At 58.6% G+C, this 22,582-nt stretch carries 22 protein-coding genes; 9 read left to right on the top strand and 13 right to left on the bottom strand.

Going from position 1 to position 22,582, the window contains the following annotated elements; translation table 11 throughout:
• Positions 1–91: 91 nt before the first annotated feature.
• From ACYQ6M_RS10720 to ACYQ6M_RS10710, 3 genes are all read right to left on the bottom strand, one after another.
• The gene (locus tag ACYQ6M_RS10720; RefSeq protein WP_055653481.1) at positions 92–1,186 is read right to left on the bottom strand and encodes a M24 family metallopeptidase; all 1,095 of its coding nucleotides are present in this window, start codon (positions 1,184–1,186) and stop codon (positions 92–94) included.
• A 92-nt stretch (positions 1,187–1,278) separates the two neighbouring features.
• Positions 1,279–2,865 carry an ABC transporter substrate-binding protein gene (locus ACYQ6M_RS10715; RefSeq protein WP_460073719.1) on the bottom strand — a complete coding sequence of 529 codons (1,587 nt, stop codon included), beginning with the start codon at positions 2,863–2,865 and terminating at the stop codon, positions 1,279–1,281.
• Between the two features lie 25 nt (positions 2,866–2,890).
• Positions 2,891–3,559, bottom strand: coding sequence for a cupin domain-containing protein (locus tag ACYQ6M_RS10710; RefSeq protein ID WP_023003831.1), 669 nt, complete (start codon positions 3,557–3,559; stop codon positions 2,891–2,893).
• Between the two features lie 223 nt (positions 3,560–3,782).
• Here ACYQ6M_RS10710 and ACYQ6M_RS10705 point away from each other — a divergent pair, with 223 nt between their 5' ends.
• The 5 genes from ACYQ6M_RS10705 to ACYQ6M_RS10685 are packed head-to-tail and all read left to right on the top strand — an operon-like array spanning position 3,783 to position 7,881.
• Entirely contained in the window at positions 3,783–4,859 is a 1,077-nt protein-coding gene (locus ACYQ6M_RS10705) for an ABC transporter permease (RefSeq protein ID WP_055653475.1), read from the top strand.
• A complete protein-coding gene (locus ACYQ6M_RS10700) occupies positions 4,856–5,752 on the top strand; it encodes an ABC transporter permease (protein WP_023003829.1) in 897 nt (298 codons plus the stop codon). Before ACYQ6M_RS10705 ends, ACYQ6M_RS10700 begins: the two co-directional genes overlap by 4 nt.
• Positions 5,749–6,594, top strand: coding sequence for an ABC transporter ATP-binding protein (locus ACYQ6M_RS10695; protein ID WP_460073716.1), 846 nt, complete (start codon positions 5,749–5,751; stop codon positions 6,592–6,594). The genes ACYQ6M_RS10700 and ACYQ6M_RS10695 overlap by 4 nt, the downstream gene beginning before the upstream one ends.
• Positions 6,591–7,343, top strand: coding sequence for an ABC transporter ATP-binding protein (locus ACYQ6M_RS10690; RefSeq protein ID WP_023003827.1), 753 nt, complete (start codon positions 6,591–6,593; stop codon positions 7,341–7,343). The genes ACYQ6M_RS10695 and ACYQ6M_RS10690 overlap by 4 nt, the downstream gene beginning before the upstream one ends.
• A gap of 31 nt (positions 7,344–7,374) precedes the next feature.
• Positions 7,375–7,881, top strand: coding sequence for a GAF domain-containing protein (locus tag ACYQ6M_RS10685; RefSeq protein WP_075281479.1), 507 nt, complete (start codon positions 7,375–7,377; stop codon positions 7,879–7,881).
• Between the two features lie 67 nt (positions 7,882–7,948).
• On the opposite strand, the gene ACYQ6M_RS10680 is transcribed toward ACYQ6M_RS10685, so the two are convergent.
• Positions 7,949–9,022: a DUF389 domain-containing protein gene (locus ACYQ6M_RS10680; RefSeq protein ID WP_228866028.1), complete on the bottom strand. Its 1,074-nt coding sequence runs from the start codon at positions 9,020–9,022 to the stop codon at positions 7,949–7,951.
• Positions 9,023–9,187: 165 nt separating this feature from the next.
• Positions 9,188–9,376, bottom strand: a complete 189-nt coding sequence (locus tag ACYQ6M_RS10675; RefSeq protein WP_460073713.1) for a hypothetical protein — start codon at positions 9,374–9,376, stop codon at positions 9,188–9,190.
• A gap of 277 nt (positions 9,377–9,653) precedes the next feature.
• On the opposite strand from ACYQ6M_RS10675, the gene ACYQ6M_RS10670 reads away from it, so the two are divergent.
• The 3 genes from ACYQ6M_RS10670 (at position 9,654) to ACYQ6M_RS10660 (ending at position 13,650) form a co-directional block, all read left to right on the top strand.
• Entirely contained in the window at positions 9,654–10,889 is a 1,236-nt protein-coding gene (locus ACYQ6M_RS10670) for a cytochrome P450 (RefSeq protein WP_460073711.1), read from the top strand.
• Positions 10,890–10,967: 78 nt separating this feature from the next.
• A complete protein-coding gene (locus ACYQ6M_RS10665; RefSeq protein WP_460073709.1) occupies positions 10,968–12,167 on the top strand; it encodes a glycerophosphodiester phosphodiesterase family protein in 1,200 nt (399 codons plus the stop codon).
• 106 nt (positions 12,168–12,273) lie between these two features.
• Positions 12,274–13,650: a hypothetical protein gene (locus ACYQ6M_RS10660; RefSeq protein ID WP_460073707.1), complete on the top strand. Its 1,377-nt coding sequence runs from the start codon at positions 12,274–12,276 to the stop codon at positions 13,648–13,650.
• Between the two features lie 15 nt (positions 13,651–13,665).
• Here ACYQ6M_RS10660 and ACYQ6M_RS10655 read toward each other — a convergent pair whose 3' ends face one another.
• The 6 genes from ACYQ6M_RS10655 to ACYQ6M_RS10630 all read right to left on the bottom strand — a co-directional run bounded on the left by ACYQ6M_RS10655 (position 13,666) and on the right by ACYQ6M_RS10630 (position 18,246).
• A complete protein-coding gene (locus ACYQ6M_RS10655; RefSeq protein ID WP_460073705.1) occupies positions 13,666–14,265 on the bottom strand; it encodes a MerR family transcriptional regulator in 600 nt (199 codons plus the stop codon).
• 20 nt (positions 14,266–14,285) lie between these two features.
• Complete coding sequence (locus ACYQ6M_RS10650; protein ID WP_023003819.1) at positions 14,286–14,600, bottom strand: integration host factor subunit alpha; 315 nt, start codon at positions 14,598–14,600, stop codon at positions 14,286–14,288.
• 141 nt (positions 14,601–14,741) lie between these two features.
• A complete protein-coding gene (locus ACYQ6M_RS10645) occupies positions 14,742–15,719 on the bottom strand; it encodes a beta-ketoacyl-ACP synthase III (RefSeq protein WP_152507017.1) in 978 nt (325 codons plus the stop codon).
• Positions 15,716–16,780: a phosphate acyltransferase PlsX gene (gene plsX / locus ACYQ6M_RS10640; RefSeq protein WP_023003817.1), complete on the bottom strand. Its 1,065-nt coding sequence runs from the start codon at positions 16,778–16,780 to the stop codon at positions 15,716–15,718. Before plsX ends, ACYQ6M_RS10645 begins: the two co-directional genes overlap by 4 nt.
• A gap of 214 nt (positions 16,781–16,994) precedes the next feature.
• Complete coding sequence (locus ACYQ6M_RS10635; RefSeq protein ID WP_055653457.1) at positions 16,995–17,567, bottom strand: YceD family protein; 573 nt, start codon at positions 17,565–17,567, stop codon at positions 16,995–16,997.
• Positions 17,568–17,622: 55 nt separating this feature from the next.
• Positions 17,623–18,246 (bottom strand): ubiquinol-cytochrome C chaperone family protein, encoded by a 624-nt coding sequence (locus ACYQ6M_RS10630; protein WP_208993360.1) that lies wholly within the window; start codon positions 18,244–18,246, stop codon positions 17,623–17,625.
• Positions 18,247–18,284: 38 nt separating this feature from the next.
• On the opposite strand from ACYQ6M_RS10630, the gene ACYQ6M_RS10625 reads away from it, so the two are divergent.
• Complete coding sequence (locus ACYQ6M_RS10625; protein WP_006931570.1) at positions 18,285–18,722, top strand: outer membrane protein assembly factor BamE; 438 nt, start codon at positions 18,285–18,287, stop codon at positions 18,720–18,722.
• 65 nt (positions 18,723–18,787) lie between these two features.
• On the opposite strand, the gene ACYQ6M_RS10620 is transcribed toward ACYQ6M_RS10625, so the two are convergent.
• The gene (locus ACYQ6M_RS10620) at positions 18,788–20,923 is read right to left on the bottom strand and encodes a sodium-translocating pyrophosphatase (protein WP_023003813.1); all 2,136 of its coding nucleotides are present in this window, start codon (positions 20,921–20,923) and stop codon (positions 18,788–18,790) included.
• Positions 20,924–21,142: 219 nt separating this feature from the next.
• Positions 21,143–22,366 (bottom strand): MFS transporter, encoded by a 1,224-nt coding sequence (locus ACYQ6M_RS10615; protein ID WP_031270647.1) that lies wholly within the window; start codon positions 22,364–22,366, stop codon positions 21,143–21,145.
• Positions 22,367–22,582 lie beyond the last annotated feature (216 nt).

Raw genomic sequence — 22,582 nt, 5'->3', positions numbered from 1 at the left:
GTATAAGATTTTCAGGTTCCTTCAAGGGCGAAGGGACCACAATCCGACCTCGTTTCCCAAAACGGCTTCGTGTCCGTTTACTGGAGTACCCTCACCTTACAACCGCCGATCGCGGCAGGTCGGAGAGGATTTCCGCGCCGTCTTTCCGCAAGATGACGATTTCCTCCAGACGCAGGCCGAATTGGCCGGGGAGATAGATGCCGGGTTCGATCGAGAACACCATGCCCTCGTCCAGTACGGTTTCGGAGGTCGCCGTCAGATATGGCGGTTCATGTATGTCTATTCCGAGGCCGTGGCCGGTCCGGTGTGTGAAAAAGTCACCATATCCCGCATCTGCAATGACATCCCGAGCCGCCTTGTCGATTGATTTTGCCAAGACCCCAGGCTTTGCAGCGGCAAGCGCTGCTTCCACAGCCTTGTTGACGATGGCGTGGACCTTCTCAAATTCCGCCGTAGGCGTTCCGAAGAAGCCAACACGGGTCATGTCGGACGGGTACCCCTCGAGACGGCCACCGGTGTCGATCAGCACGGCATCGCCGGCCTTCAGCTGTGTTTCGCCGGTGTGATGGTGCGGAAAGGCGCCGTTTCCACCGAAACAGACCGAGGTGAAAACCGGGGTCGCGCCTGCCTGCTTGTAGACGTCCCGGATGACGGCAGCGATCTCAAGTTCCGTGATGCCGGGTGTCAGGGCGTCGAAGCCCGCGATGGCGGCAGTGTCGTTCAGAACGGCACTGGCTTTAAGACGGCGGTATTCGTCCTCTTCCTTTCGAGCACGCAGGAAGCCGACCGTGTCATCCGTAAACCGGCGAGAAGCCCCCGGGAGCGCGTCCAGCAACAGAAGGGCAAAATCGGCACGCATGGTTTCGTCGATGACGACACTTGGCGATTGAGGAAGTCCGGAGGCTTCCAGCAATGTGGCAAGCGCGGCATCCGGTCCATCGTCGTCACGCCAGGGGAAGAAGGGCAAGTGCGTCTTCTGGCGTGAGCTGTCGACATTGAGCGCCGGCATCAGAAAGCCCGCATGGCTCCTGGAAACCAGAAGCATCACCGGCCGTTCGTCACCATGAGGATCGAGACCAGCCAGATACATCATGTGACTGGACGGACCGATGGCCACAAGGTCGGTCCCGGTCGCAGACATCCGCTCGCGCAAAGCGGCAAGGCGCTGATCGGAAAGGGAAGACATTTCAGGAAACTCCGGAGGGGTTGGTCAGTCAGTGTGCTGTGTCAGCAAACAAAAAAGCCGCCCCGGAAACCGGGACGGCCTGGTTTCTGGCGTCAGTTTTTCGTTACCAGACGGTAGTAGACGAAGTCGGACGTTGCACCGTTGACGTAACCTTCGACCTTCTGGTCCATCGCGACCTGATAGGCCGCCTGGAACATGATCACGATCGGCGACTTGGCCTGAACTTCCTTCTGCAGTTCGACATACATCCCGTTGCGTTTTTCCGCATCGCTCTCGGCCAAGGCAGCCTTGGTCATGTCGTTCATCTCGGCCGGAACAGCCCAGGCATTCCGCCACGTGGTGGTTGCCTGGTAGTTGTCGTCGGAGTTGTCGCTGTTATAGGCAAAGGCCTTTGCGTTGGAGTGCGGGTCCATGAAGTCCGGGCCCCAATAGAGCAACATCGCTTCATGGCTGCGCTCGCGGTATTTGGTAATAACCTGCGAACCGGTGCCCGGGATGATGTCGAAATTGATCCCGGCTTCGGCAAAGCTTGCCTGCAGCGACTGGGCCATGTCCGTGAACGGGGTGGAGTTGATCACGTCTAGGGTTACCGTGATCGGCGTCTCGATGCCGGCATCCGCCAGGATCTGCTTGGCCTTTTCCGGATCGTAGGTGTAAGGCGTCTCGTCATAGGAGCCCGGGAAGCCCTTCGGCCAGAAAGCCTGATGGATTTCCATCTGGCCATTCAGGAAGCTGTCGGTCATGCCTTTGTAGTTGACGAGGTAACGGGCAGCGTCCCACACCGCTTCAGGCTGCAGCACGTCCTTCTTCTGGTTGAAGGACAGGAAGTGCACGGCTGCCTGCGGATAGGTTTCCACCTTGATGGTGTCGCCTTCCATGCCGGCGATCTGGTCCGGCGTCAGGTTGCGGGCCATGTCGACATCACCGGACTGCAGCAGAAGCTGCTGGGTTGCAGCTTCGGCTACGTGACGGATGATCACGCCTTCAACCTTCGGTGCGCCCTTGAAGTAATCAGCGTTGGACTTGTAACGCACGAGTTCTCCGGCGCGGTAGGTTTGCAGTTCGAACGGACCGGAACCGGCGGAATTGGCATTGAGCCACTTGTTGCCCATGTCGCCATCTTCCTCGTGCTCCATCACCGTCTTTTCGTCGACGATGGAAGCCGGACGGGCAGCCAGGACGTTGAGGGCGAACGCCGGAGAGAAGTCACCTTCGTATTTGACAACGACCTTGTTGCCGTCGGCCGTGACCATGTCCTCGACATTTTCCGCCGTCCAGCCAAGCTGGGCAAGGATGAAGGCCGGGGTGAGGTTCAGCTTGATGACACGGGCAAAAGAGAACACCACGTCTTCAGCGCGAACCGGATTGCCGGAATGGAACGTCGCACCGTCGCGCAGGGTGAAGGTGATGGTCTTCGCATCAGCGTCAGCCTGCCATTCGGCAGCAAGGCCCGGTGCCAGAACTGTCGGGTCTTCGGCGTCATATTGCACAAGGCGGTCGTAGACATTGGTCACGAGCTCGCCGGAGGAAAACTCGTAAGCCTGGGCAGGATCGATCGCGACGATATCGTCGATGTTCTGCGCCACCACCAGAATGTTGTCCGGTGTCGCGGCACCGGCAGGCAGTGCCATCGGCATTGCCAGGGCGGCCGCCAGAAGCGCGGTCCTTAAAAGTTTCATTTCTTCGTCTCCGTCTGTCAGGGGGTTAGGATTTGTTCTTGTTTTTGGCGCGGCTCGGCTTCACCGCGCTCTTGTCAGGCGACACCAGCTCGATGCGGCTGGTTTTCTCGTCGCCGGCGTTGAAAATCGTGAGGGTGCCGGTCCACAGGATCTTTGCCGGCGCATCGTTCGGGTTTGACCAGGCATGCGGGGTGTTGCCCCGATAATGCAGGCTGTCGCCAGCGGTCATCACCATCGCCTCGCCGTCGAGGTACTGGGTGATGGACCCTTCCAGGATGTAGATCAGCTCCTCGCCCTCGTGGCTCACCGTTTCCGAGGCATATCCCGGCGGCACGGTGAGAATGAACGAGGAAAGCTGATTGCCTGGAAACTCGGTTGCCAGCCGCTCATAGCTTACGGCGGAACCGGAAATGGAGAAATTGGGCCGCGTGGCGGCACGGGTCAGTGCATCCTGGGCCCGTGGCTGGGCAACGAAATAATCCAGCCCGACGCCGAGTGCCCTGGCGATTCCCGCCAGAGATCCGAGTGTCGGTGTCGCGTGATCGCGCTCGACCTGACTGAGATACCCGACCGAGAGGTTCGAAGCATCGCTCAGCTGTTGCAGGGTGAACCCCAGCTGCCGGCGCCGCGCACGGATCAGCGCGCCAACCTTTGTATCGACATCGGAAGCGGCACGTGCTGTCGAACTGCTCAAAGATTTTTACTCCCATCAAAATTTTTTTGATGTAACCAGATTTTTTTGTATGCTCCAAGAACTTTTTTAGACACCTTTGAAAAAAGCGCCTTACGAGCGCTTTCTGAAAGCTGTTTAAAAACAACAACCTGAAGACTCAAATTCAGAAAATGAGTCATATGAGTGTGGAGAACGGACTTGAAGAATCCGGTTGAACAGGGAACGGCGACAGGCCGCTACCGGCATGTCTTTTGAGCCTTCCGAGAGCGTAACCGACGCACGAGAGGGCCTGTTGACGAGCCAACTGCTGGGCAGTGTGGCGGCGTTGTTGCGCTTCTGTCTTGTAACGGCCGGAACGTTCCTTGGCCTGCTTGCAATCACGTTTTTCATCGGCCGCGTGGTGCCGATCGATCCGGTTCTGGCAGTAGTCGGAGACAGGGCCTCGAACGAAGTCTATGAAGCTGCCCGTCAGGCGATGGGGCTGGACAGGCCACTGGTCATCCAGTTTTTCTCCTACGTGGGCGACGTCTTCACCGGCAATCTCGGCATGTCGATTTCCACCGGTCGGCCGGTCGCTGAAGACCTGGGGCGGTTCTTCCCCGCCACCCTGGAAATGGCCACGATCGGCATCCTGATCGGCGTGCTGCTCGGCGTACCTATGGGCGTATTGGCCGCCACCCGCCAGGGAACCTGGATCGATCAATTGATCCGCGTCCTCGGCCTTCTTGGCTATTCCGTCCCCGCGTTCTGGCTTGGCCTGGTTGGTCTTGCGGTCTTCTACGCCGGCCTCGGCTGGGTTGCCGGTCCGGGCCGTATCGACATCTTCTACGACGGCATCGTTGATCCCGTTACCGGGCTTTACCTGATCGACAGTGTTGTCGCAGGCGAATGGGACATCTTCTGGAACGCGCTCGATCACCTCATGCTGCCGGCGTCGATCCTCGGTTTCTTCAGCCTTGCCTACATCGCCCGCATGACCCGGTCGTTCATGCTGGATCAGCTTGGGCACGAGTATGTGACGACCGCGCGGGTGAAAGGTGTGCCCGAGCGCCGTGTCATCTGGCGCCACGCGTTCTACCCGATCCGCATCCAGCTGATCACCGTGATCGGCCTGTCCTATGCCGCTCTTCTGGAAGGCTCCGTGATGATCGAGACCGTGTTCTCCTGGCCCGGTATCGGCAATTACCTGACCAGTGCCCTTCTCAATGCCGACATGAACGCCGTGCTGGGCGCGACGCTCGTCATCGGTGCCGTGTTCATCCTCATCAACAAGATTTCCGATGTGCTCTACCGCATTCTCGATCCGAGGGCCCGCAAATGATCGACTGGCTTCTCGACGATAGCCCCGCCTCGCGCCTGCAGGCCAATCTTGGCCGCGCCTGGCGTGTCTTTGCAGCACTCCTGCGCAATCCGCTTGCCGTGGTGGGGGGCTTTATCATCCTGGTCCTGATCGTGATGGCGATCTTCGCTCCGCTGATCGCCCCTTACTCTCCCATCGGCCAGGATCTCGCAAACCGCCTGATGCCGCCGTCCGCGGCCCACTGGATGGGCACCGACGAGCTTGGCCGGGACATCTACTCCCGCGTTGTCTACGGTGCGCGCATCACGCTGATGATCGTCACCATGGTGGCCGTCATCGCCGCTCCAATTGGCCTCATCGTCGGTGCGGTCTCCGGATATTTCGGCGGCTGGACCGATCGGGTGCTGATGGGCGTGACGGATATCTTCCTGTCCATGCCGAAGCTGATCCTCGCGCTTGCCTTTGTGGCAGCCCTTGGACCCGGCATCGAGAATGCCATCATCGCCATTGCGATCACCGCCTGGCCTGCCTATGCGCGTATCGCCCGAGCGGAAACGATTACCTTCCGCGATGCAGAGTTCATCGCGGCGGTGCGCCTGCAAGGCGCGTCTTCCGCCCGGGTTATCCTCCGTCACGTTCTGCCGCTTTGCGCTTCTTCCACGATCATTCGCGTGACGCTGGATATGGCCGGCATCATCCTGACGGCCGCCGGTCTCGGCTTTCTCGGTCTCGGCGCCCAGCCGCCTCTGCCGGAATGGGGGGCGATGATCTCGCGCGGACGGAATTTCATTCTCGACCAGTGGTGGGTCGCCACCATGCCGGGCTTTGCCATCATCCTGGTGAGCCTCGGTTTCTGTTTCCTCGGTGACGGCCTGCGCGACGTGCTCGATCCCAAGCAGGGAGACAAGCAATGAGCGCCCCGCTTCTCGAGGTTGACGGCCTCACCGTCACCTTCCCGACAGCCCGCGGCCCGGTCGATGTCGTCAAGGGTATTTCGTTCACGCTTGGGCGGGAACGGCTTGGAATTGTCGGCGAATCCGGTTCCGGCAAATCCATGACCGGCCGGTCGATCCTGCGCCTGATCCGGAAACCCGGAAAGGTCACCGCCCGGCGCATGACCTTCGACGGCATGGACCTCCTCAGCCGAAGCGAACGCCAGATGCGCGATCTGCGCGGCGCCCGCATTTCCATGGTCATGCAGGATCCCAAATTCTCGCTCAACCCGGTGATGACCGTAGGCGAGCAGATTGCCGAAGCCCTCGTCACCCACAAGAAGCTGCCACGCCGGGAGCTGAAGGAACGGGTGCTTGCCATGCTGGAAGCTGTGCGCATCAACGATCCGGCACGGGTTGCGGGTCTTTATCCGCACGAGGTTTCCGGCGGTATGGGCCAGCGTATCATGATCGCCATGATGCTGATCCCGGAACCTGATCTCCTGATCGCAGATGAACCAACCTCCGCGCTTGATGTTTCCGTGCAGGCACAGGTCCTGGACATTATCGACGATCTGGTCACCGGCAAGGGCATGGGTCTGATCCTGATCAGTCATGACCTCAACCTGGTGTCCCGCTACTGCGACCGCATCCTGGTGATGAATAGCGGCGAGATCGTCGAGCAGTGCAAGGCGAGCGATCTGCACAACGCGCAGCATCCCTACACTCGTGGCCTGATTGCCGCGATGCCGCGCATGAATGAAGACCGTGATGAGCTGCCCGTTCTCGACCGCAGTACCTGGACCACGGGAGGTGGAACATGACCGACGCCGCCATCCATCTTGAAAACCTCACCATCAGCTATGGCGACACGGCTGTTGTTCACGACGTCACCTTCGATGTTGCTGAAGGGGAAAGTTTTGCGCTGGTCGGGGAATCCGGCTCAGGCAAATCGACAATCCTGAAGGCAATCTCCGGACTGGCCCCGGACTGGACCGGCACCATTGCCGTTGAAGGAAAACCTCGCGGACATTCACCGGACAGGACCTTTGCCGAAACCTGCCAGATGGTGTTTCAGGACCCTTACGGCTCGCTTCATCCACGCAAGACCATCGATACATGCCTTGCAGAGCCGCTCGCCATTCATGGTATTGGCGGTCGGGACGGCCGAGTGAAAGACATGCTTGCCGCCGTCGGTCTGGACCAGCGATTCCGCTTCCGCTTTCCGCATCAGCTTTCCGGTGGTCAGCGCCAGCGAGTGGCGATCGCCCGTGCGCTGATGCTGGAACCGCGCGTTCTACTGCTGGACGAGCCGACATCCGCACTGGACGTTTCGGTACAGGCGGAAATCCTGAACCTTCTGAAAAAGCTGCGGCGGGAACAGGGGCTGACCTATCTTATGGTCACGCATAACCTTCCGGTTGTCTCGTTCCTGTGCGACCGTTTGGCTGTCATGCGCTATGGCCGCGTGGTGGAAATTGCCGGTGTCGACGCTCTCAAGTCGGGTCAGCTCTCAGATCCTTATTCCCGCGAACTCTATGCCGCCAGCGGCGGCATCTTGCACCCTGCCTAACGTCAACCAGAATTGCTCGAGATTTCGACAAATGACCGATTTCACAGGCCCTTTGGCCACATTTGACCATGCCCTTTCCACCGCGATCACACCGGATGCGCCTTTTGATGCTCTTCTGAAGCTGACGCAGGAAACCATTGGCGTGAAGCTGTTCACGTTCATGACAGCCGACATGAAAACCGAGCTGGCGCAGCGCTCCTACACTTCGCATCCGGAAGACTACCCGGTCTCCGGAACCAAACCGATCACTTATGACCGCTGGTTTGAAACCGTACACAAGGACCGGAAAAGCTTTGTCGCAAACACGCTTGCCGATATTGCGACCGTCTTTCCCGATTACGAGCTGATAGGCCGGCTTGGCTGCGGCTCCGTCATCAACCTGCCCGTTGTTCTCGGCGATACGCTGGTTGGTACCGTCAACATGCTTCACGAAGAACATCACTACACGCCGGAACGCGTCGCTCAGGCACAGGCCTGGCTCTCGGTTCCGGCCAAGGCTGCCTATCTGGCAAGCCAGTCGCTGTCGACCGCCTCCTAGGACGGAATAGCACACGCAGTCTCTCGTAACCCCGCCGCTCTGGCGGGGTTTGTTTTTGCCTGACCTGTCAGTCCTCTCTGACGGTATCGACAGAAGGAGCTACATCGATCGTTTCCGTGGCGAGATCCACAAGCCAGGCAATGCGTGTCTGGTATCTGACGACCACCTTGTAATCCTCTCCCAGAACTTCACGGGCGGCCTCTCTGAACGGATGTTCCTTCATGGCGACCGGCAGAAAATCGTCGAGTGAGCCGATCTTGTACTGCGCGTCCGATGGCAGATCGAGAAGTACCCAGATTTCCGCAATCCTGGTGCGGGCATGAACGTCGACCCTTATGATCTCGACAGGCGTGTCGCCCGCCCACTCCTTGGTGCGCTGTGCCAGAACGGCCTCTGTTCCGGTTTCGATGTAGCGCAGGTAGGTTGCCGCCAGAAGCTGGACCAGAACGACCGACAGGAAGGCAAGCGTGACCGTCATGCCGAGCGTGAACTTGACGCCCCGATGCGCCTTGCGGAAGAGCCGCTCCCGTGGGCCCAGGATGATGTAGACCAGGCTTGCGGAGAAGATGATCGCCCCGAAATTGGTGGCAAAGAGCAATGTGGCCTCATAGGCCGCCTCCTGTTCTCCGAAGTACAACAGGATCCCTGCTGCCGCGAGCGGCGGAACCAGGGACACGCCTATCGCCGCTCCAGGCAAAAGGCTGATTTCCGATTTCCTGATCTGCACATAGGCACCGGCAATGCCCGCGGCGAGCGCAACGACCATGTCTTCCGCCCCGGGATTGCTCCGGCTGAGGACTTCATCCGGCAGCAGCAGCGTTGAAGGCGCATCCGCGATCCAGACAATCAGCCACGAGATCACGATACTGCATGCTGCCGCTACCCAGACCGTCAGCATCAGGACAAGAGCCCGACCGATCCATCCCATCACGATTGATGAGGCGATGCCCAGAATAGGGGTCATAAGCGGGGCCACCAGCATGGCCGCGATCACGACAGCACCGGAATTTCGCAACAGGCCCATCGTCGCGATGATCACGGCAAGCGACAGCAGCAAAGCGAATTTGCGCCAATAGGCCGCCTTGTTGGCGCCCTCGAACCTCAGAATTTCCTTGGTGGTGGAGAACTGACTGATGGACATGAAACAGCTGCTCCGGACATTATATCGTCCGAGTATGCTTCACGTAGCGTCATTCGTCATCTTAATTGCAACGACTTGGTTCACAATCTTCGATAGGCACGAGACCAAATTCCGGAGAAACATGTCTTCCGCCAGAAATGGCTCAATCCAGTCAACAGCTTACCGTCAGGCTGCAGCCTTTTTCGCGCGCTCGATCTTGCCGATGAACTCGGAAAGCCAGGCGATTTCCTTCAGGTAGACTTCCATGGAGAGCGAGGCAAGTTCCATGAGGAGGGCTTGCGGATTGGGGTTGTCCAAGCCCGTCTCCCGCAAGAAGTTCTGGTACTCGTCACTGAAAGCCTTTGGCACACGCATTTCGGCCTCACGCACTCACGGTTCTGCTGGTCTGTGCAAGCAGGCCTTCCAGCCCGCGTTTAGGAATTGTTAAGATTTCAGAACCTCTGCCGATATCGTCAGAAATGTCATTTCCTCACAATCCCCAAGAGCTGAAGGCCTGGCTTGGGATAACTCACCCAAACACGTCAAAAATGGCCCATAGCTCCCGCTTTTCGCTTGCACTTGGCCAGCCAAATCTTCGACCCTGCCAAGAATCACAATTCTACCCCATCCAACCCGACCTCAAGAGCCCTTCATGAGCCCGTCCACAGACCTTTCCTTCGCGCCTTTGTCCGATGCCTTTGCACAAGACCCCTACCCGTTCTACGCCGCACTGCGTGACCGCAAGGGTCTGACTTACTTCGAGGATTTCGATATCTGGCTGGCAGCGACGTTCGATGACGTTTCGGAAATCGTACAGAACGGCAAGATGGTGCGCTCCATGGACCACATCGCGAGCGCGGAAGAAATCGCGGACATGAAACGTGCCCAGAACTGGCACGACATGCCGCATCATTCCCGGTTCGTGCAGTTCTCTCTGCTGGACAGCGACGGGGACATTCACGACCGGCTGCGCAAGCAGGTGTTCAGACTGTTCACGCCGGTGATGGTCGGCAAGTTGCGCGATGACATACAGGCCTATGTCGACCGCCTTTTCGACGGTCTGTCAGACCGCACCGAAATCGACTTTATCGAAGATCTGGCCGCCCATGTTCCAGGTCACATCATCGGCCGTGTTCTGGGCGTTCCCGATGAGGACTGCCCGCAGCTGCGCATCTGGTCGGAAAACATTGTTCAGTACTTCGACATCGACCGGACGAATGAGCGCAAGGAACTGGCCGAACGCAACACGACCGAATTCTATCACTACCTGCAAACGCTGAAAGCAAAGCGCGAACGCACACCACAGGACGACCTTCTGTCGCTCATGATCGAAGCTGAACGGGCCGGCCAGATGAACGAGGACGAATTCATCTCCACCGCCATGCTGATCCTGATGGCCGGTCACGGTTCAACCATTGACGTTCTCGGCAGCGGCATGCATGCGCTGCTGAAGTTTCCGAAAGAGCTGCAGCGTCTGCGCGAAGATCCCTCGCTGATGAAAACGGCCGTGCAGGAAATGTTCCGCTATGAATCTCCCTTGCCGTTCTTCCACCGCTATTCCACCGAGGACATGACGGTTTGCGGCGACGCGTATCCGCGCGGGACGAAGTTCGGCGTCCTCTATGGAGCAGCCAACCGCGACCCGGCCCAATTTCCCGACGCTGACCGCTTCGATGTTGGCAGAACGCCGAATTGGCACATTGCCTTTGGCCGGGGCGCACATTTCTGTCTCGGCAACCATCTTGCACGTCTGGACATGGACATCATTTTTTCAACACTGCTGAAAAGGTTCAGCACGATTGAGCTGGTTGACAACAACGTCACCTACAAGCGTGGCCTGTCCGTGAGAGGCCCGGAAGCACTCAGACTTGCCTGGCAACCTGCCTAGTTGCAGCTATTGCACTTGCTCCCGGCATGCGTGCCGCTAATTATTGCCCTTCTTGCCACGAAAGCCATTGGATACCTCATGCACCTCAAACAAGTTGCTCTTTGCCTGACCGGGCTGTGTGCCGTCTTGCCTGCACAAGCAGGCACTGTCGAGCTTGGGCCCCGCCCCGCCTATCTTGTGTCCCAGATGACTGACGGCCCACTGAAGGACACCTTGGAAGCCTGCATCGGCAAGCCGGCAAAACGCACCCTGTTTTCCATCAGCCATCGTGGGGCCCCATTGCAGTTTCCAGAACACACGGAGGAAGGCTACCGGGCTGCGGCACTCATGGGAGCGGGCATCCTGGAATGCGACGTCACCTTTACCAAGGACAAGGAACTGGTATGCCGGCATTCCCAGAACGATCTGCACACGACCACGAACATTCTGACGACCGATCTCGCCGATAAATGCACCACGGGCTTCACTCCGGCCTCGGGTGAGACGCCGGCCGCGGCCGAATGTCGGACGAGTGATCTGACCCTGGCTGAGTTCTCGTCCTTGCAGGGCAAGATGGACAGTGCAGACAAAACGGCAACAACGCCTGAAGCTTACCAGAATGGAACCGCACCCTGGCGCACGGACCTCTACGCGGGCACGGGAACGCTGCTGACACACGATGCCTCGATCCGCCTTTTCAAGGACCTCGGCGTGAAATTCACTCCGGAGTTGAAGGCCCCTGAAGTCGAGATGCCATTTGATGGCTTTACCCAGGCCGACTACGCCCAGAAACTGATTGACGAATACAAGGCGGCAGGCATTCCGGCAGAAGACGTCTACCCGCAATCCTTCAACCTTGATGACGTTCTCTACTGGATCGAAAACGAACCGGACTTCGGCAAGCAGGCAGTCTTCCTTGAAAGCCGCCGCGATGTCGATCCCATGGATCCGGAAACATTCTCCCCTTCCATGACCGAATTGAAGGACATGGGCGTCAACTACCTCGCACCGCCGCTGTTTGTCCTTCTTGCGCAGGAAGACGGCAAGATCGTTCCCTCGGCTTATGCGATTGCAGCAAAGGAAGCCGGTATCGAGCTGATTGCCTGGACGCTTGAAAGGTCGGGACCGCTGGCGTCCGGCGGCGGCTGGTATTATCAGACCGTCAACGATGCCATCGACGGCGACGGCAAGCTTTATGAGGTTGTGGATGTTCTGGCGCGCCAGGTTGGCGTCAAGGGCATCTTTTCGGACTGGCCGGCAACCACGAGCTTTTATGCGTCCTGCCTCGGACTGGAGTGACGTGCAGGAACCGGTTTGGGCAACCAAGGTGAGAGGCGATAAGGCCTTTTTCACCAAAGTTGCCTAACCTCCCGCATCATTCCGCAAATCAGGTGTGGTCTTACCGTTGAAAACGCATCCGCTTCCAAGCGTCGATTCCCAGATCCTCTACAAGCGCTATCAGCCGCTTGACGGAGACGCGATCATGGCTGTCATTGTAGCCGTCGCGGAAAAGGTGGGCGTTCCGCGCAGCGCCTGCCAGCTGTTGAACACGTCCGACGAAGTCAACAAGCGTTTTCTGTGCGGCAAGTTCCATGTCCTTGTCACACAGTCAGGCCTCTTCGAACACACGCCACTGATAGATGCTGCGCTTGAAACGATCTATGCCCGGACCGCTTTTCCGGAAGCGGCCGACCTTTTGAACGAGATTGCGGCCTGCACGCAGATTTCGGTCAGAAAAAGCCTCATCCCCACGGATTCGCTGCCAGAGAACCTGAAGACACTTTCCGGAGTGGAAAGTCTCGCTTTCTGCGAGGCTGAGGAAACCTTGCAAGCCATGGAGATCGCAAGGTTGATCACGGCGATCATCGTGGAAAGATCCCGGCCGGACGCCGTCTTTTGGGCTCCAAGCAGCTTCCTGCTGAAGCCGGATGCCTTCTCGGCACTGGCTCGTGCCTCAAACCACGACGACCTGTACCTCTTGCCCAATCCTTACGGACAACAGGATCCCGAAACCGGCGAGCAATTGATCGGCATGATGGGGATCGGCTCCCAGTGGCTAACCGGGTACAGAGTGGAGGTGCTGCCTTGCAGGTTGCCGCCAGAGTACCTTGCCGAGATCCTCGTCGCGTTTTCAAAGTTCACGAACAAGAGTAGTCGCCTGATCGGTGATGGAGACGTTTTTGGCCGTGAGGAAAACGAAAAGATCCAGGTGATCTACCATGAGGAAGACGATGACGGGTTGGGTACGATTGAACTCAAGGTCGTCCACAATCCCAAATTCGGTATCCTCCGTGAAGATGTGCCGACAAAATACGTTCGCTACGATGAAGACCTGAATGAAACCGAGAACTATACGGACGGGAACAAGGATGCAGAGCTGGATCCGCACGACCCCGTGGACGCAGCCATCCTGGAACGTTTACAGGAACTGAAAGAAGAGCCTGCCTCTCAAGAGCTTCCAGAAGTTCGGAGCGAGGAGGCATTCGAGCAGGAGATGTCGGCACTGGACCGGCCAGACCAGCCAGCTACACCAGCTTACCCTGAAACGGCTACACCCGTTTCACCACCAACCGCATCGCAAGTTCATCAGACGATCGCCACCGCAGCCCGACGGCCGGATGACACCCGCATTGCTGGAAAGACTTCCCCGTCATCAAAAAGGATGTCGGTTGCCGAATTGCGAGACTTCGTCAAGCAGGCTCAGGTTTCGAACGAAACTTCGGAAAAGGCCGGCAAACCTGGCTTCCTGGCGAAACTTTTCAAACGCAAGGCAGACCAGTAAGGCCAGGTATGAAGGTCAGCGCGCCTGATCCAGCGTTCGCTTGCATTCCAGCAACTCGAAGAGGGTTGCCTGCAGGCGGCGGATATCCTCCTTCGTCACGGACGAATGGGATCCTGTGCCCTGAGCCGGTTTCTCACCGCGCAGGCGACCAAGAATACTGAAATGCCCATGACCCTGGGCTGGTGCCGATTCCGGTGCATTGTCCGCCAAAACGCCGCTTGGCAACGGGCCGTTATGGATTTCATGCTGGCCATTTTGAGAAATCATCGCAGGGGCAGGCGCAGGTTCCGCCTGTGCCGGTTCTGCAGTGGCAACGGCCTGCAGGGCCGACATGTCTTCATGCCGGATCTGCATGACGAAGCGTGGCCCCTGCTCTTTCAGGATCCGCTGTACACCCTTGATCGTGTAGCCTTCACCGTAGAGCAGATGACGGATGCCCTTCAGAAGCTCGACATCGTCCGGCCGGTAGTACCGGCGACCTCCCCCACGCTTCAGCGGCTTGATCTGCGAGAAGCGTGTTTCCCAGAACCGCAGCACGTGCTGCGGCAGGTCAAGATCTTCTGCGACTTCGCTGATAGTACGAAAGGCGTCGGGGCTTTTTTCCTGCGAGCTCATCCGGTCTTATAATTTTCTGGCTATTTGCTGGCCTGTCCTGTCAGCGCATCATTGATCCGCTGTTTCAATACGTTAGACGGTTTGAACACCATCACCCGGCGCGGTGAAATAGGTACTTCCTCGCCGGTCTTCGGATTGCGGCCGATGCGCTCCCCCTTGGAGCGGACCACGAAAGACCCGAAGCTTGATAATTTTACTGATTCTCCGGTCACAAGACAGTCGGAAATTTCAGAAAGTACGCGTTCGACCAATTCAGAAGACTCGGTCCGGGACAGACCAACTTTCTGATAAACGGCCTCACACAGATCAGCGCGGGTAATAGTCCGATTGCCCATAACCCCTCCTCAACGACGCCATCATCTGGCTGATTTTGCACAAGAACTCCGATGCAAGGCCATACGGTACGGCCTTGCGGCGAGCCGGTCAACCGGAACTCTTGGTGGAAATCAGATTTGTCGTAGGAAGTTAGACAGGACTTACCAGCGCAGCAGAACGGAGCCCCAGGTGAATCCGCCGCCCATTGCTTCCAGCATCACGAGATCGTTCTTTTTGACACGTCCGTCCCTGACGGCCGTATCCAGTGCAAGCGGAATGGACGCGGCAGAGGTGTTGCCGTGATGCTGGACCGTGGTCACGACCTTCTCAGGTGCGATACCGAGTTTCTTGGCGCTGGCATCGATGATGCGCTTGTTGGCCTGATGCGGAATGAACCAGTCGAGATCTTCCGATGTAGTGCCCGTTGCCTTGTAGGCATCTTCAATCACGTCGGTGATCATGCCGACCGCATGCTTGTAGACTTCACGGCCTTCCATCCGGAGATGCCCAACGGTACCGGTCGAGGACGGTCCACCGTCGACGAAGAGCTTTTCCTTGTGCCGGCCGTCGGAGCGAAGGTGCGATGTGAGAACACCCCGGTCAGCCGTCGTGCCTTCGCCTTCCGATGCTTCCACCACGACAGCACCAGCGCCGTCGCCGAAGAGAACGCAGGTCGTCCGGTCGGTCCAGTCCAGAATGCGTGAGAACGTCTCTGCACCGATAACCAGGCAGCGCTTCGACAAGCCGGCCCGAATATAGGCATCGGCCGTCGTCAGGGCATAGACAAAGCCCGAGCATACGGCGTGCACATCGAATGCGGCACCGTGATAGATGCCCAGGTTGGCCTGGACGGTGACAGCCGTTGCCGGAAAGGTATTGTCTGGTGTGGCGGTCGCCAGAATGATGGTGTCGATCTCCTGAGCATCCCGGCCGGCGCTTTCCAGCGCGCGCTTGGCAGCTTCCAGAGCAAGGTCCGAGGTCATCTGGCCTTCGGCTGCAACATGGCGCTGCTGGATGCCGGTGCGCTGAACGATCCATTCGTCAGACGTGTCGACCATCTTGGAGAGATCGTCGTTGGTCAGGATTTTTTCCGGCAGGAAACTTCCGCAGCCGGTTACGGTCGAACGGATTACGCTCACAAATCACCTTCCGATGTCGGCGCGGCTTCTGCGAAGCGGCCACGATGATAATGCACAAGATCCTGGGCGATCTTGTGTGTCAGTTCGTTTTTGACCATGTCGTAGGCAAGGTCGATCGCCGAGGCATAGCCTTCAGCATCCGTCCCGCCGTGACTTTTGATCACAATGCCATTCAGTCCCAGGAACACGCCGCCGTTGACCTTGCGCGGATCCATTTTCTCGCGCAGCAGATCAAAGGCGCCCTTGGCGAAGAGATAGCCGATTTTGGACATAAAGGTCCGATTCATGGCCGAACGCAAGTAACTGCCGATCTGCTTGGCTGTGCCTTCCGCGGTTTTGAGCGCGATGTTACCGGCAAAGCCTTCGGTCACGACGACATCTACAGTGCCTTTTCCAAGGTCATCACCCTCGACGAAACCGGCGTAATGCAGCGAGCGCAGCGGCGTTTCGCGCAGAAGCCGGCCGGCGGTGCGAACCTCTTCCAGTCCCTTGACCTCTTCCACGCCGATGTTCAGCAGGCCGACGCTCGGCTTCTGGACACCGAACAGGGCCCGCGCCATGGCGCCACCGAGAATGGCGAAATCGATAAGCTGCTGTGCGTCGGCGCCAATCGTTGCACCGACATCAAGCACCACGGACTCGCCGCGCATGGTTGGCCAGATGGCCGCGATCGCCGGACGTTCGATATTGGCCATTGTCCGCAGGCAGAACTTGGACATGGCCATGAGCGCGCCCGTGTTGCCGGCAGAGACCGCAACGGATGCATCGCCTGTCTTTACCGCCTCGATGGACCGCCACATGGACGAGCGCCAGCGGCCCTGACGCAGTGCCTGACTCGGCTTGGTGTCCATCGCAATGGAGACATCGCAATGATGGAACGTCGAAGCATCGCGAACCCTTGGATACTTTTCCAGGAGTGGCAGCACGACCTTTTCATTGCCGAACAGCAGGAAACGGATGTCAGGATGGCGGACAAGCGCAATTTCCGCCCCGGGAATGACGACGTCAGCCCCATGATCGCCGCCCATGGCATCCAGAGAAATCGGAATAGTTTTCGCCATCTAGAAGGTCTTTTGACGTTTCGCTACCAAGAACAGCACCGAGTGGTGCTTCCAGACAAAGTCCTGCAGGTCCGGCAAGGGCCTAGAACGGGCGCGAACATAACGGTTTTGGCAAGACTGACAACCGTTTTCCTGATCGCGGAGAGTTCTGACGTTGAAAACCTGCATGAAGACCCAGTCCAAATCGTTCCGGCACCTGTGAATACAATGGATATCAGTTATCCGGCTGTTCCTTGAGTGCCTTCAAGGCGGCGAAGGGGGACGGTTTGGCCTCGGGCTCTTCATCTACGCTGTCGTCGTCGCCATCGCCACCCTCGAACTCCACTCCTGGCTTGCGGGGGAACGGGTCGAGCGTAAGTGCAAGTTCCTCGCAGATCACGGCACCAAGGTCGAGAACACCGTCCAGAATGACATCGGGCGGGTCGAGCGTTTCCAGGTCGATTTCAATCTCGCCGTCCTCATTGAGATCGCTTACCTTGCGCGGCCGGCTGGACTGGGGCTCGAAGGTGCGATCGACATCGATCTTCAGCTGGCTTTCGAAAGGTTCCAGCGACACCACACAGGTCTGTTCCAGCGTTGCCGTCAGCGGACCGACCACACGCAGCCCCGCCTTGCGATACGGTTTCAGAAGAAAATCCGCCTTGAGGTCACGAATACCATCGAGCTCATAGGTCTTTGCTATGGCCTTGAGCGCGGCTTCGTCCGGACTGACAGTGACGCGTTCGTCCTTGTCGACAACGCGGGCGGCGTTGACCTTGTACGAATAGGGGAAAGTTTCTTTTGTCATTTTTGTTTTTACCTTGGCACCTTTGTCGCGGCCTCTTGCACCGACGGCTTGGCTCTCAGACCGGCAATGCCTTGAATTTTTCAGGGTCGGACCAGACGATGCTCCCGTTCATCAGTGCTTCCACCGTCTGCCCCTCGAGGCTTTCGGCAGCTTCCAGCATATAGTACGCCAAACGCTTCTGTGCGACCGGCTCCGGTGCATCCGGATAGATGTTGCGGCCGAGCGCCTCTGCCAGCTCCTCAACGTTTTTTGATTCAATCGCCGGAATATAGGCATCGGCACGACCATAAAAGGCTTCGCCCATGACTTTCACCTTCTTGGGCACGCGCGTGTCGCTGACACCCATTTCACGCAGCGATGCATCCATGTCCAGAAAGAACAGGTCAAAGACGTTCTGCGTAAACTCCGAGACCGACTTCCCCTCCCCGCGCATCCGGCGGAAATACAGCACTGCATGGGCCACGATCATGTCAAAACGGCCGTCGACACTATCGGGCACTTGAAAGTCGGTGTAAAAGACTGGCTGCCGTGCTTGAGCCACGATTTCACAATAGACCTTGTGCTCGGCATCGCGGGTCCGACGGCGGAACAGGCCAAACAGCATGGCATCTCCTTTTAAGTCAGGTGTTGCCTTGTGCCCTATCCCACGATAGTGACTTTGCCAAGCAACGAAATTCAAGAGCAGCCAGACCGGTCTGGCGAAACGGGAATTCTTAGATGAACTTCAAGGCAAGCGCCCTGATCCTTCCGCTTCTGGTCACCTTACCGCTCGGCGGCTGTTTTACCTCCACCTATACGCACGGGCACGTGATCACCAGCGACATGCTGAACCAGGTTCAGGTCGGCTCCAGCCGCGAACAGGTTGAGCTGGTCCTGGGAACCCCGTCGACTACGTCCAGCCTCAACGGCGATGCCTACTATTACATCTCGCAGAAAACCGCCACGACCGCCTTCATGGCTCCGGATATCGTCGAGCAGCGCGTCGTCGCGGTTTACTTCGACAAGGACGGCTACGTCCAGGACCTCGGCAACTACTCGCTTGAAGACGGCAAGATCGTCGACATCGTCACCCGCAAGACCCGTACGGGCGGTGCCGACTATGGCTTCCTGACGCAGATCCTGCGCGGTGCGACCAACCCGAGCCTTGGCCTCTGAGGCAAGAGTCTCAACCCTATGCAAAAAGCCCCGGCCATCGGCCGGGGCTTTCTTTTTCCGGGGCGTCAGTGCGCCAGGATCGCCAACAGCAGCAAGGCTACGATGTTGGTGATCTTGATCATCGGATTCACGGCCGGACCGGCGGTATCCTTGTAGGGATCCCCAACCGTATCGCCTGTCACCGAGGCCTTGTGCGCCTCGCTGCCTTTCTGGTGGGTCACACCGTCCTTGTCGGTGAAACCGTCCTCGAAGGACTTCTTGGCGTTATCCCAGGCACCGCCACCGGCGGTCATGGAAATGGCCACGAAGAGCCCCGTCACGATCACACCCAGCAGCATTGCTCCAAGCGCCGCGAAGGCGTCGGCCGGCGTTGCCACGGCCTTGACCAGGAAGAACACCACGATGGGCGACAGCACCGGCAGCAGCGAGGGGATGATCATCTCCCGGATCGCCGCCTTTGTGAGCATGTCCACCGCACGGCCGTAATCCGGCCGTTCCGTGCCCTGCATGATGCCCGGCTTTTCCTTGAACTGGCGGCGGACTTCCTCCACCACCGCTCCGGCAGCCCTGCCGACGGCGGTCATTGAAATGCCGCCGAAGAGATAGGGCAACAGACCGCCGAACAGGAGACCTGCTACCACATAGGGGTTGGACAATGTGAACAGGGTGCCGACGTCGATGCCGTAGAAGATCGAGCCTTCCGCAGCATTGCTGGAGAAGAACTTCAGGTCTTCCGTATAGGCGGCAAAGAGCACCAGCGCACCTAGCCCTGCGGACCCGATGGCATAGCCCTTGGTGACCGCCTTGGTGGTGTTCCCCACCGCATCGAGGGCGTCCGTCGTGGTACGCACTTCCGCCGGAAGATCCGCCATTTCGGCAATCCCCCCGGCGTTATCGGTCACCGGACCAAAGGCGTCGAGCGCTACCACCATACCTGCGAGCGCCAGCATGGTCGTTACCGCAATCGCAATCCCGAAGAGGCCCGCGAACGCGTAGGTGACCAGAATGCCCGCGATGATGATCAGCGCCGGCAGGGCCGTTGCTTCCAGTGACACGGCCAGACCCTGGATCACGTTGGTGCCATGACCGGTCACCGACGCCTGGGCGATGGATCTCACCGGACGATACTCCGTGCCGGTGTAATATTCGGTCACCCAGATGATCAGCCCGGTCACCACGAGACCCACGAGACCACAGACGAACAGATCGAACCCGGTAAAGGTCGTGCCGCCCGATGTCGTGAACTCGGTGCCGGCACCGATCCAGCCGAAGATGATGATCGCGAGGGCTACCGCGGACAGAACCGCCGTGGCAATGAAGCCCTTGTAGAGCGCCCCCATGATCGAGTTGTTGCTGCCGAGCTTGACGAAGAACGTGCCGATGATGGACGTCACCACGCAGCTAGCTCCGATCAGCAACGGCAGGTGCATCAGGTCGATGGCCTGGCTGCTCGTGAAGAAGATCGAGGCCAGGACCATCGTGGCGACGACCGTCACCGCGTAGGTTTCGAACAAATCGGCCGCCATGCCCGCACAGTCGCCGACATTGTCGCCGACGTTGTCGGCGATAGTCGCCGGGTTGCGTGGATCATCCTCCGGAATTCCGGCTTCAACCTTGCCGACCAGATCACCGCCCACGTCAGCCCCTTTGGTGAAGATACCGCCGCCGAGACGGGCGAAGATCGATATCAGGGAGGCACCGAAGCCGAGCGCGACCAGCGCGTCGATCACTGTACGGTCCGTCGGGTCGTACCCCATCATTCCGGTGAGGATGGCGAAATAGACTGCCACGCCAAGCAACGCGAGCCCGGCAACCAAAAGGCCGGTGACGGCACCGGCCTTGAACGCGATTTCCAGCCCTGCCCCGAGGCTTTGGCTGGCCGCCTGGGCGGTGCGCACATTGGCCCGGACGGAAACCATCATGCCGATGTAACCGGCAGCTCCCGAGAGGACGGCGCCGATGGCAAATCCGATTGCCGCGGTACCGGAAAGCAATAGCCAGGCGAGCACGAAAACAACGGCCCCCACAATGGCAATAGTCGTATATTGACGATTGAGATAAGCGCTAGCCCCTTCCTGGATCGCCTCGGCGATCTCCTGCATGCGCGCGTTCCCTGCATCCGCTGCCATAACGGACTGAATGGCCCACGCCCCATAGGCAATGGACAAGAGGCCACAAATGATGACGACAAGCTCGATCATACTTCCTCCCAAAGCTGCGGCGGACTGATTTTCTTGTCGTTTTTTGCCGCCTGACGGCCCTTCACATCAATTCCTCGACGTGAGGGAGGGTAACGATAGCAGCAAAGCGGCGCGCCTCGTCAAGCTCTCACATTGTTTAATTCAAAACTTCCGTTACGGTATTATTTGATGCAGCGCAGTAATTATGCTGCGCTGACGAAATGGAATTTCGAAGGTACTTTAAGCGGTTGTATCCGCTCTTCTTTCCGCAACTGCAAGCCAGATAAGCAAGCCGATGCAGAGCACCACAAAGGGAAACACCAGAAGGGTGACCGTGTTCCAGCCGTAGACATTCAGCAAAGCACCGGACGAGAACGATGCGGCAGCAACAAAGCCGAACACCAGGAAATCGTTGACCGCCTGCACCAGGTTCCGCTCTTCGGGCCGATAGGTATCCGTCAGCATGGCGGTGGCTCCGATGAAGCCGAAGTTCCAGCCAAGGCCGAGCAGGATCAGCGCGATCCAGAAGTTGGCAAGGTCGACCCCCATCAACGCGACCACCGAACATCCGGCCAGCAGCAGCAGGCCAATCGAGACGATCCGCTCCTTGCCGAAGCGACCGATGAGATTACCCGTGAAGAAACTCGGACCGAACATGGCGAGCACATGCCACTGAATGCCAAGCGTGGCGTCATTCTGCGACAGGCCGCAGCCGATCATGGCCAGCGGCGTGGCCGTCATCACCATGCTCATGAGCGCATAGGAACAGATACCGCAGGCTGCCGCGACGATGAAACGGCGTTGCGACATGATCTGGCGCAGTGGACGCCCACCCGCCTGGGTATGGCTGTGCCGCTGCGGCTTTGGAATTCGGAGAAAAGCCACGAGGAAAAAGGCAATCAGGGACAAGCCAGCCTGCGCCAGATAGGTTCCGGCGAACAGGATTGGCGAGAACAGGTCCTTGGTGGCGATAACCGTTTGCGGACCAACCACCCCTGCCAGAACACCACCGGCAAGCACCCATGAGATGGCCTTCGGCTTGAAGGCGTCACTTGCCGTGTCCGCTGCCGCAAAGCGGTATTGCTGCACGAATGCGCCTGCAAAACCGCTGATGCAGCACCCGAGGGCAAACATCAGAAACTCGTCCTGGAAAACCGCGAATGCCGCCAGCAGCCCGGCGATGGCGCCAAGCAAAGCTGCCCCCATGAAACCGGTCCTGCGGCCGTATCGGCGCATGATCATGCCGGCGGGAATGGTCCCGAAAGCTGTTCCCAGGACCATCGCCGACACAGGCAAGGTTGCCAGAGACTTGTCCGTATCCAGCATCGAATACCCGACCAGCGGCGCCGTTGCGATCACGATCGACGCCGAAGCCCCACCAATTGCCTGAGCCAGAGCCAATAGCAGCGCGTTTCGTTTTGCCAGACTGTCGTCGACAAAGCTATCGGGGGTCGTCACGGTCATTTGGATACTTTCAGGAAGGCAGAAGTTTGCATGGCACATAACACGCCAACAGCTGACCGCGAAAGACCAGAAGTTTCATTTGCAACTGGAGACCAGCCGAGAGCTGTAACGTGCGACACGTCACGGCCAAGCGGCAAGAAAGCGCAACACCATCGGAGGCAGGCATTCGGGCGACGGATCCGGCCTGGTAAAATTCCAGCTCCTATCCTTTGCAAT

This window comes from Roseibium sp. ROS1, assembly GCF_054658215.1.
Note: the sequence above shows the minus strand (reverse complement) of the source record. Positions and strands in the feature narration are given on the sequence as shown.

Excerpts from the sequence above, each read along its gene's own strand:
- ACYQ6M_RS10720 (WP_055653481.1), bottom strand. The coding sequence starts at position 1,186 with ATGTCTTCCCTTTCCGATCAGCGCCTTGCCGCTTTGCGCGAGCGGATG.
- ACYQ6M_RS10715 (WP_460073719.1), bottom strand. The coding sequence starts at position 2,865 with ATGAAACTTTTAAGGACCGCGCTTCTGGCGGCCGCCCTGGCAATGCCG.
- ACYQ6M_RS10705 (WP_055653475.1), top strand. The coding sequence starts at position 3,783 with ATGTCTTTTGAGCCTTCCGAGAGCGTAACCGACGCACGAGAGGGCCTG.
- ACYQ6M_RS10700 (WP_023003829.1), top strand. The coding sequence starts at position 4,856 with ATGATCGACTGGCTTCTCGACGATAGCCCCGCCTCGCGCCTGCAGGCC.
- ACYQ6M_RS10695 (WP_460073716.1), top strand. The coding sequence starts at position 5,749 with ATGAGCGCCCCGCTTCTCGAGGTTGACGGCCTCACCGTCACCTTCCCG.
- ACYQ6M_RS10690 (WP_023003827.1), top strand. The coding sequence starts at position 6,591 with ATGACCGACGCCGCCATCCATCTTGAAAACCTCACCATCAGCTATGGC.
- ACYQ6M_RS10685 (WP_075281479.1), top strand. The coding sequence starts at position 7,375 with ATGACCGATTTCACAGGCCCTTTGGCCACATTTGACCATGCCCTTTCC.
- ACYQ6M_RS10680 (WP_228866028.1), bottom strand. The coding sequence starts at position 9,022 with ATGTCCATCAGTCAGTTCTCCACCACCAAGGAAATTCTGAGGTTCGAG.
- ACYQ6M_RS10675 (WP_460073713.1), bottom strand. The coding sequence starts at position 9,376 with ATGCGTGTGCCAAAGGCTTTCAGTGACGAGTACCAGAACTTCTTGCGG.
- ACYQ6M_RS10670 (WP_460073711.1), top strand. The coding sequence starts at position 9,654 with ATGAGCCCGTCCACAGACCTTTCCTTCGCGCCTTTGTCCGATGCCTTT.
- ACYQ6M_RS10665 (WP_460073709.1), top strand. The coding sequence starts at position 10,968 with ATGCACCTCAAACAAGTTGCTCTTTGCCTGACCGGGCTGTGTGCCGTC.
- ACYQ6M_RS10655 (WP_460073705.1), bottom strand. The coding sequence starts at position 14,265 with ATGAGCTCGCAGGAAAAAAGCCCCGACGCCTTTCGTACTATCAGCGAA.
- ACYQ6M_RS10650 (WP_023003819.1), bottom strand. The coding sequence starts at position 14,600 with ATGGGCAATCGGACTATTACCCGCGCTGATCTGTGTGAGGCCGTTTAT.
- plsX (WP_023003817.1), bottom strand. The coding sequence starts at position 16,780 with ATGGCGAAAACTATTCCGATTTCTCTGGATGCCATGGGCGGCGATCAT.
- ACYQ6M_RS10635 (WP_055653457.1), bottom strand. The coding sequence starts at position 17,567 with ATGACAAAAGAAACTTTCCCCTATTCGTACAAGGTCAACGCCGCCCGC.
- ACYQ6M_RS10625 (WP_006931570.1), top strand. The coding sequence starts at position 18,285 with ATGAACTTCAAGGCAAGCGCCCTGATCCTTCCGCTTCTGGTCACCTTA.
- ACYQ6M_RS10620 (WP_023003813.1), bottom strand. The coding sequence starts at position 20,923 with ATGATCGAGCTTGTCGTCATCATTTGTGGCCTCTTGTCCATTGCCTAT.
- ACYQ6M_RS10615 (WP_031270647.1), bottom strand. The coding sequence starts at position 22,366 with ATGACCGTGACGACCCCCGATAGCTTTGTCGACGACAGTCTGGCAAAA.